Origin of the sequence: Mesorhizobium sp. B2-4-12, from assembly GCF_006441575.1 — a bacterium.
Classification (GTDB): Bacteria; Pseudomonadota; Alphaproteobacteria; order Rhizobiales; family Rhizobiaceae; genus Mesorhizobium.
In genome coordinates this window covers 1-2,540 of sequence record NZ_VFVC01000100.1, presented here as the reverse complement: position 1 = coordinate 2,540, position 2,540 = coordinate 1, and the positions used below count along the sequence as shown (strand labels likewise).

Genomic DNA, 2,540 nt, shown 5'->3' with positions numbered 1-2,540 from the left:
CGCGGCCCGACAGCTTTCGGCAGGCGGACCGGAATTCGACATCTCCAAGGTTCGTGATGTGAGCCCCGAAGCACGCGAGGCGGAGCAATGGCAGTATTATGTGTCGCGACTCGAGGCCCAACCGGGAATCATCGTCGCCCAACAAACGGAGAGGGGAGGCCAATTCTACATTTCCGGCCTGAGAGACCCGCTTGCCGCCGACCCGAAAGCTCTGCTGTCCGGAACGCAGGTTGATCCTGCCCGCGTTCATTCACAGTGGCAATTCTTTCAGAGCCTTGATCCAAAGTTCGTGGTTAAGCGGCTGACGGCGTCGCTGTCCCCGCCGAAATCGGTTCAGCTTTCGATCATCCAAGGTCGCATCCTGGTCGTGGGCGAGGCTCCTGCCGGGTGGATCAGCCGGGCACAGGCCGCCGCCGAACAACTTTCGGCGGACGGAGTGGTTCTGGACGTCTCGCAGCTGCGCGAGCTGAACCTTGCAGAACTTAATCATTTGAGAGAGGCCATCCAGACGACCGATATTTTGTTCTCTTCCGGTAGAGTTGTCCCGGGACCGGAGCAGTCGCCGGTGCTCGACAGATTGGCTGATCAATTGAAGGAATTCGCCGAAAATGCCCGCAAGGCAGGCGTGACAGCGCGGTTCATGTTGACCGGCCATTCAGACACAACGGGCCGTGAGACGGCCAACGCGTCGATCAGTGCCGCCCGCGCCGAGACAGTTCGCGCGCTTCTCAACAAGCGCGGCGTCGCTCCGGAACTGCTGCTGGTTCGGGGCGCCGGCACCTTTGAGCCAGCGGTGCCCGAAAATGAAAATAGTCGAACTGGGAACTCCACCAATCGCCGGGTTTCGGTTACGGTAAACCTGGAGTAGTCGGAGCCCGGGATGCTGCAAAAAAAGATCTGCATGTTGGGTGGGTTTGCTGTCGGCAAGACGAGCCTGGTGCGCAGGTTCGTCCAAAGCATCTTCTCGGAAAACTACCTGACCACGGTTGGCGTGAAAATCGACAAGAAGAGTGTCGCGTTTCCGGATAAAACCGTGGATCTGATTTTGTGGGATCTGGCCGGCGAAGACGATATCGGCTCATTCCGCGTCAGCTATGTGCGAGGAGCGACCGGGCTCGTGCTCGTCGTCGATGGAACCCGGCCCGCTACTCTGGCCGTGGCGCTCACGCTGCGCGAGCGGGTCGAGGCCGAATTCGGCGCTATGCCGTTCATATTGCTGTTCAACAAATCCGATCTCGCCGATCGATGGGCGATACCGGATGGTGAGATCGACGAACTGAGGCAGCTTGGATGGCAAATCTATCTGACAAGTGCGCTTTCGGGTGCATATGTCGAAGATGCGTTTCGCCAGCTTGCCTCGATGGTCGCCAAATAGATCATGCATGGATTGCCAAGAGAAGTCAGAAGCTGGATTTTCAATTTCTTCTACAATGAGCACGCTGTCGCATATCTGAAAATTGACGCCCAGCTTTGCATAGCTGCCAAGGGCGGCAACGTTAAACATTACGGACTCTCATCGCTTCGCACTGGCAAGCCTGTTGCCGATCAGCTTGACTTCATGGAAGGTTTGCTGCCTTGCCCGGAACTTCCATATCATATGGCCATGGTGGAACTGCCCAACGGGCGTGTCACGGATCTTCATCTTTTTGCTGCTGACAATGCCTGCGTGTGGCTGCTCTTTCTTGACGCCACTGCCGAACGCGACAACAGGCAGCGACTTCAACAGAAGGCTTATGAAATGACGCTCCTGCAAGAGAGGGAGCGTCAACTCAACGAGAAACTGCAATCGACGAACGAGGCATTGAGGGAGAGCCAGGAGGGATTGTCGCGTGAATACCAGCGCGCCGAAACCCTTCTCCTCAACATTCTTCCGGCGTCGATCGCGCAGCGGTTGAAGGCGCACGAACAAATTGCGGACAATCATGCAGACGTGAGTGTGCTTTTCGCCGACATCGTCGGTTTCACGGAAAGAGCGCTGAGCGTTGGGGCCGTGACGACGCTCGCGATCTTGAATTACTTCTTCAAGGCGGCGGATCTGCTCTCAGAAGAATACGGCTGCGAAAAGATCAAGACAATCGGCGACTGTGTGATGGTGGTGGCCGGCCTGCCCGTCGCGCGGTCCGATCATGCAGAAGCCCTTGCGCACTATGCACTTGAACTGCGGGAGGTGGGTAGGCGCGAACGCTTCGCGGGAGAACCGCTGAGACTGAGAATTGGAATCCACTCAGGACCAATCGTGGCGGGCGTCATAGGCAACAGGCGCTTTGCCTATGACCTGTGGGGCGACACCGTCAATCTCGCCGCACGTATTCAAAAGTCCGCGGAGCCCGATGAGATACGTATTTCGGATGCAACTCACAAACTGCTTGGACCAAATTTTGCTCGCGACCCACTCGGGGAAACGGAATTGCGTGGTACAGGTCCTGTGCGAATGTGGCGGCTCCGGGCCTGATTTGCCGCTTGGCTAGAGCATCGGGCGATTAACATGCAACGTAGCCTGCCTGTTTGAGATAGTTCCAGCATTCGGTTGGATCGAACAT

General features: G+C 57.1%; 3 protein-coding genes. All 3 read left to right on the top strand.

Translation table 11 applies throughout. The features are described from left to right. A partial coding sequence (locus FJ934_RS27810) for an OmpA family protein (protein ID WP_140613590.1) occupies positions 1 to 868 on the top strand: 868 nt, incomplete at its 5' end. Positions 869 to 880: 12 nt separating this feature from the next. After that, the gene (locus FJ934_RS27805) at positions 881 to 1,375 is read left to right on the top strand and encodes a Rab family GTPase (protein ID WP_140613589.1); all 495 of its coding nucleotides are present in this window, start codon (positions 881 to 883) and stop codon (positions 1,373 to 1,375) included. A 3-nt stretch (positions 1,376 to 1,378) separates the two neighbouring features. After that, positions 1,379 to 2,452 carry an adenylate/guanylate cyclase domain-containing protein gene (locus FJ934_RS27800; RefSeq protein WP_140613588.1) on the top strand — a complete coding sequence of 358 codons (1,074 nt, stop codon included), beginning with the start codon at positions 1,379 to 1,381 and terminating at the stop codon, positions 2,450 to 2,452. The last annotated feature ends 88 nt before the right edge of the window (positions 2,453 to 2,540 follow it).